General features: G+C 66.5%; 5 protein-coding genes. 1 reads left to right on the top strand and 4 read right to left on the bottom strand.

The annotated features are described in order from the left end of the window. The 4 genes from FRC96_RS17855 to FRC96_RS17840 form a co-directional block, all read right to left on the bottom strand. The coding region (locus FRC96_RS17855; RefSeq protein ID WP_146976481.1) for a hypothetical protein at window positions 1-454 on the bottom strand (454 nt) is incomplete at its 3' end. 153 nt (window positions 455-607) lie between these two features. Continuing rightward, window positions 608-1,063, bottom strand: coding sequence for a hypothetical protein (locus FRC96_RS17850; protein WP_146976479.1), 456 nt, complete (start codon window positions 1,061-1,063; stop codon window positions 608-610). 69 nt (window positions 1,064-1,132) lie between these two features. Next, window positions 1,133-4,024 carry a transglycosylase domain-containing protein gene (locus FRC96_RS17845; protein ID WP_146976478.1) on the bottom strand — a complete coding sequence of 964 codons (2,892 nt, stop codon included), beginning with the start codon at window positions 4,022-4,024 and terminating at the stop codon, window positions 1,133-1,135. 127 nt (window positions 4,025-4,151) lie between these two features. Beyond that, a complete protein-coding gene (locus FRC96_RS17840; protein ID WP_230470402.1) occupies window positions 4,152-5,138 on the bottom strand; it encodes a YihY/virulence factor BrkB family protein in 987 nt (328 codons plus the stop codon). A gap of 230 nt (window positions 5,139-5,368) precedes the next feature. On the opposite strand from FRC96_RS17840, the gene FRC96_RS17835 reads away from it, so the two are divergent. Beyond that, window positions 5,369-6,115, top strand: a complete 747-nt coding sequence (locus tag FRC96_RS17835; protein ID WP_230470401.1) for a fatty acid desaturase family protein — start codon at window positions 5,369-5,371, stop codon at window positions 6,113-6,115. Window positions 6,116-6,117: the final 2 nt, after the last annotated feature.

Raw genomic sequence — 6,117 nt, 5'->3', positions numbered from 1 at the left:
CCCGCGCGGCCTGCTCCATCGCACGCGCTGGCGCCGCGCCGGCGCGGCGCGTGGCCGGCCAGGGGATGGTCTGCATCAGCGTGACCATGTGGTCGGTGGTCGTATGCGCCGCCCAGGGCGTGCTGATCTCGGCCATGTACTCGACACGAGGCTCGGGCCAGCGGCCCCGCTCCACCTCAGCGGCGAGTGCAGCCTCTTCGGCGCGAGACGCCGGGGCGCGCACGCTGGGGTGGCTCTCCAGGGCGCGCTCATCCAGCGCGGCGATGCTCTCACCGGAAGGCATCGCCGCCGGCGCCCGGCGGTGATGCTCGCCCTGGTGGGGAGCGTTGTCTGGCGAAGGGTCGGTGTCGCGGCGCTCCTGAGCGCCGGCGGTCGACGCAAGAAGCCCACTTGCTCCCAGCGCCACAACCCACGTGCACAGCGCGACTGACACGCGCCGCAAATGCGTTGGCATGGTCCTACCTCTTGAGCCCATTCGGGGCTCAATCCGCACAAAAGCTCGATTTATGATCGTCCTACGATCACAAAAGCTCTTGCGATGCTCATTTTAAAGGGACGAATGCACTTGAGCGCCGGCAGGCGCGCGCCTCATCGAAGGCGCGCGTCATCAAAGACGCAACGTCTGCACTCGGAGGTAGGTCGGAGCCGCGCTCAACGCGCGCTCGTCACCGGGAGGGGGGGATCGCCAGGGTGGCGAGGGATCGTGGAGGCTGGCCTGCGCAAGCTCAATGCCTGCAGGCATGCCGGGCGCCGGCAACTCGACGAGCAGGGGTGCAGCGAGGCGCTCGGGGAGCAGCTCCGCGGAGGCGACCATGCCGCTGGTGTCGGCGACGACGGGCGCACGGGGCGCTTCTTCGGCCATGTCGCAGCCGCAGCAGCACCCTTTATCCTCGGAGTCGTCGGAGCCTTCGCCGTGGGAGCAGGAACACGCCCCCGGGGTCGTCTGCACACTCACCATCGAGGCCTGCGCAGACGCGCAGAGGCAGGGCACGCTCAACGCGATGGCAAAAATTGCCATGAAGAGCGGACCAAGCAGGGTCTCGATGCGGATGGGCAGGTTCATACGAAGGCTCCCGAGGTCAGTCACGTCAACATGACGCCTCTCAGGGGTGCAACCTTACGCACGACAAACTTATTCGTCCAGTTCCGATGCAGAATCGCCGCGCTCGCCAGGAGATCGAACTCTGGACGCCTCGGGAGGCTCGCAGAGATGGCTCTGAGCGTCGGTCGCCTCAATCGCTCGCAGCACCGCGCGGCTGAGCTCGGCCGCATCGCCTCCATGAAAGTGATGGGTGGCGGCGTCTTCGCCCTGCTCGAACATCACCACGGTGCCCACGACACAGGGCCCGGCGAAAAAGACCCAGGCCCCGCTTCGCGCGACCGTACGGCGCTCGATGATGCGCCCGCTGCGGTCGCGCACCAGCACGACATGGTCGCTGGTGCCGGTCTTTCCGCCCACCTCCCAGCCCCCCGCCTCCGTCTGCCAGGGGCTCTCGGTGGCGTGGCCGGTGCCCCGCTCGGCCACGCGGATCAACAACCTCTCGACGGCGCGGGCCACCTCGGGACCAAAGGCCCGCACCGGCTGCGCCTCAACCGGCCGCAGCCAGGTCTCATAGGGCGTGCCCTCAAAGAGGCGCACGAGCTTCACATGGCTGAGCACCGGCACCAACCCGCCGGCGCGCACCGCGGCGACAAGCAGAGCCAGGGAGGCGGGCCGGTCGCCGGAGCTCCCCAGCGCGGTGGCCAGCGAAGGGGTCAGGCGCTCAAAAGGGTAGCCCGCGCGCGCCCACTCCTTCTGCAGCTCGGCGAACACCTCCTCCTCGATGGCGTAATGAATGCCCCGGCGTGTGTCGAGGGTCGAGGTTTGGGCGGCGATCCAGTCGCGGGCCTCATCCCGGGTCTCGGCCGTGGCGAGCATCACGTCGGTGAGTGAGGCCTCGGGGTCTTCGACGAGCGCGGCGATGGCGGCCAGCTCCAGGGGGTCCTGGGCATCCCAGGGGTCGATCTTGCCGTCGGCGGTGGCATCGCTCTCAAGGTCTGTGCAGGGGTGTTCGTCACCCAACCTCGCGGCGCTGCCGACCGCCCGGCGGAGCCGGGCGCAGCGCGCCCCGGTAGGCTCAAGTCCGGCCATCGCCCGGGCGGCCATCGTCGCAACATCGGCGCGATGGTGGCGAAAATAGGCGTCGCGCACCCGACGTTCTGCCGACATCTTCAAATGACGCTCGCGCAGCTCCTCAAAGCGGGGATGCTCCCCGGCGACGACCGCCTCGATCGGCGTCCCGAAGATGCGATGGGCGTGGTAGGCCACGACCTCGCGCAGCAGGCGCACGAAGGGAAGGTTGGCCGACGCCACGAAAGCCGACGCCACGTTGAAGTAGCGCGCGTCGTGCTCCGGGTTGACGTTCTGAAAGTCGTGGGGGCCACCGCCGGTGTAAAAGACCTCGTCGGGATCGGCGGAGACGGGGCGCTGCAGCGCGTGCTCCAGAAGTTGGGAGACAGACAGCCCCGGGTCAGCGGCGAGCTCCCGGGCCACAAAACGGCTGATCGGATCCTGGGCGGCGGGTCGCCCGCCGCGCTGCGCCTGATAGGCCTGCTCCACCGCGCTCAGATACGAGATCAGCACCCGGAGCTTGGAGGTGGAGCCCAGGTCGACGCGCCCCTCCGTGCTCAGGTCCACCACACGGGGTTCGGTGTCGACAATGGCGCGGGGCTCGAGTCTTCCGGCGCTCCGGGCGAAGATCGTCACGCTGGTGCGCGCCGGAGGCTGGGCGGCCTCGATCTCGCGACGCAACGCCTCTTGCAACGCCGCATCGTAGGTCGCGGTCACCCGGGCGTGACGCTGGCGCATCAGCGCGCGCTCCTCCCCGCTGAGCGCGCCCCACTGACGGACGGCCAGCGCGCTGAGGTGGGGAGATACGCGCTCTGCCGGTCCTTTGGAAGGCGGCGATGCCACACGTAAGGATCGTGACGCGATCACATGTCCCCAATCCCGTGTGATATACCCCTCATCGACCAGCGCGTTGACCAGCGCGTCGACACGACGCTCCAGGGCGTCGATGCCCGTGGGGAGGTAGCGCGCCGGCCGTTGCTGCGCGATGATCAACGCCAGCAGCTCCCGCTCAACCTGGGCACGAAGCGCGTCATCATCGCCCGATTTCAGGGCCTGAGCCACAACCTCGGGAGGGCGGCCAAACCAGGCCCACATCCCTTCAAAGACGCCCTGCACCGGGCCGTATCCGGTGCGATGCCCCAGGGGCACCGAGTTGATCCAGTCGATCGCGATCTGCTCGGCCCACGCATCAGCGTCCCGTCCGTGATGGTAGGCGCGCAGCCAGGCGGTGAGCATCTGGCGGGCTTTCTCGCTGCTATCCGAGGTGCGTCCGCCCGGGGAGTGCCGAAACTTCTCCATCTGCACCGCCAGCGTCGATCCGCCGATGGCGGGCGCGTCACTGCCCAAGCGCGCTCGCACCTGGCTGAGCGTCGCCACACCCAGGCGGGTCCAGTCGACTGCCGGGTTGGTAAAGGGGTGGGCGCGGCTGGCGAGCGCGCGGTTCTCCAGCAGACGCGCGGCGTCGAGCGCCAGGGGGGGAGGCTGCTCCCAGACCACCTCGGGGTAACGCCAGCGCTCCAACGTGCGGCCCGCACGATCGGTGATGTGCAACCCCGCCCGGGGCTGCATCTCAAAAATGGGGTAGGTCCAGCCGGCCAGCGCCGAGCTTCGACCGACCTCCTGCGGCCGGGCGAGCGCGACCACTTCAAAGCCCTGGCCCTGAAGGCGTTCCACCATGGCGCTGCGCGCTGCGTAGCCTCGCGCGCGGTCCCAGGGGCCATCGGGACCATCGAGAAGCGGCGCCGAAGAGGGGGGGCTGAGCCGATGCTCGGTCACCACGGCCTGCGAAAGCCTCACCCCCACCATCGACTGCAGGGCCGAGGTGCGCACCTCCTGCCAGATCACCGCCAGCGCGCTCAGCAGCACAAGCCCCGGCACGACCGTCACCGATACCCACCAGGGCGTTCTGGACATCGCTCCACCTCCGAGTCGACATGATCTCTGCGCTCCGGGCGGACCCAACAGCCCGCCGTCGCACCCTCATCATCTCAAAGGTAAGCACATCCCCATAAGCCTTCCCCCCTGCCCTGCTGCGCTCTCCCTATGAGGTGACGCCCCCCGAGATCTCGTCGCTGGAGGAGGCGCCTTTCATCTCCTCGTGCGCATTCTCCCGCTCGTACTTCGGCCGCACCACCGCCCCAGGCCCCGGCGCAATCCCCGATCCCACGCGCCGCGCCCACACCTGGGTAAGTTCTGCGCCGAAGAGCACGATGACCCAGCTGTAATAAATCCACATCAGAATCACCGCCAGCGTGCCGGCCGCCCCGAACACCGATCCCACCCCGGAGCGACCCAAATACGTGCTGATGGCGAACTTCCCCAGCCCGAAGAGCATCGACGTCATCGCCGCTCCCACCCACACATCGCGCCAGGCCATCTTCACATCGGGCAAGACCTTGTACATCGCTCCAAAGACAGCGGTGAAAAAGATCAACCACACCAGGCTGTCGCCCAACCTCCAGACCCACACGGGGGTGGTGATCAGGTAGGCGAAGTACGCTTCAACGATCGCGAAGATCGACCCCACCAGCAGCGACCCCATCAACAGAAGTCCGAAGAAGATCACCATCGAGAAGGCCAGAAGACGGCGCTTGATCAGATAGAGGATGCCCTTGTCGGGATCGGCCTGCACCCGCCAGATCATGTTGAGGGCGTCCTGCAGCGCCGCAAAGATCGCCAGAGCGCCAAAGAGCATCGTGCCCAGGCTGATTAACGTCGCGCCCAGACCGGTCTCATTGATACGCACTCCGCGCAGCATATCTTCGATAAACTTTGCGGCCTCCAGCCCCACAAACTCCTCCAACTCGCCGACGACCTGCCCCTGCACCGCCGCCTCTCCGAAAGCCAGACCGGCCACCGCGATCCCGATCACCAGCAGCGGCGCCATCGAGAAGACCGAATAAAACGCCAGCGCCGCCGCGAGGCGCAACGCCTTATCGTCACTCCACTCCCGGAACGCCTGCCCCATAAAGCTCAAAAAGGGCATGATGGGGTCGAGTGCCTGGAGCGCCCTCTCCTTGATTTTCATGCCGTCTTTCCTTAGTTTTTTCGGCCACCAACGTTGATAGTTCCGCATGTTCTGCGGTGGCAGCAATTTCACCACCACAAGCGCTCCCGTCAACCGCTGGTCTTCGCGCTCCAAGTGCTTAGTACCACTTCCGGGATGCGCGCCTCCGGCCGCTGTGACCCCTCGCCACCAGGCGACGCTCCCAGCCCCGTTGCCGGCCCCCTGTTACCCTCTTGCAATCGAGTTGTATGATGCCGTCAATGATCAAGTCCTTCTTCAGTCGTGACTTTGACTACTCCCCCCTGCACCGAATCCTTGAAATTGTAGCGATCTTGAGCTTTTTCGCCCTGGTGGTCGTCATTAGCGCGCGCGCCATCAGCGGGTTGAGCGTGCTGGGCTGGCAGACCGCCGCCTGGCTTGTGCCCCTGACGGCGGTCCTGGGCTATGTGGGTGCGGACTTCGCCTCGGGCTTTGTGCACTGGATGGGCGACACCTTCGGCAGCGAAGAGACGCCGGTGCTCGGGGAGCGTTTTGTCAAACCCTTCCGCGACCACCACACCCACCCCCAGGGCATCTGCGAGCACGACTACGTCACGGTCAACGGCAACAACTCCATCGTGCTGGCGCTCTACATGGTGCCGATTGCGCTCTTCTTCACCGACCCCACCCAGATCTGGCAGCTCCTGGTGCTGGCATTTTCGGTGACCTTTACCTGCGGGGTCTTCATGACCAACCAGTTCCACAAATGGGCGCACATGGACAACCCGCCGGGCTACATTCTGTTCTTGCAGCGCTACAACCTGATCCTGACCCCGACCAACCACGACTTCCACCACACCGCCCCCTACGACACCTACTACTGCATCACCTGCGGGTGGCTAAACCCGGTGCTGGAGCGGCTGAAGTTCTTCGAGACGCTGGAAAACGTGGCGCGCAGCGCCTTCGGCATCAAGACCGTCCATGATGAGCCGGACGCCGCGCGCAAGCAGCAGGCTTGATC

This window comes from Lujinxingia vulgaris (assembly GCF_007997005.1).
Taxonomy (GTDB): Bacteria; Myxococcota_A; Bradymonadia; order Bradymonadales; family Bradymonadaceae; genus Lujinxingia.
The sequence above is the reverse complement of the archived record's forward strand: the minus strand, read 5'-3'. Positions and strand labels throughout refer to the sequence as shown.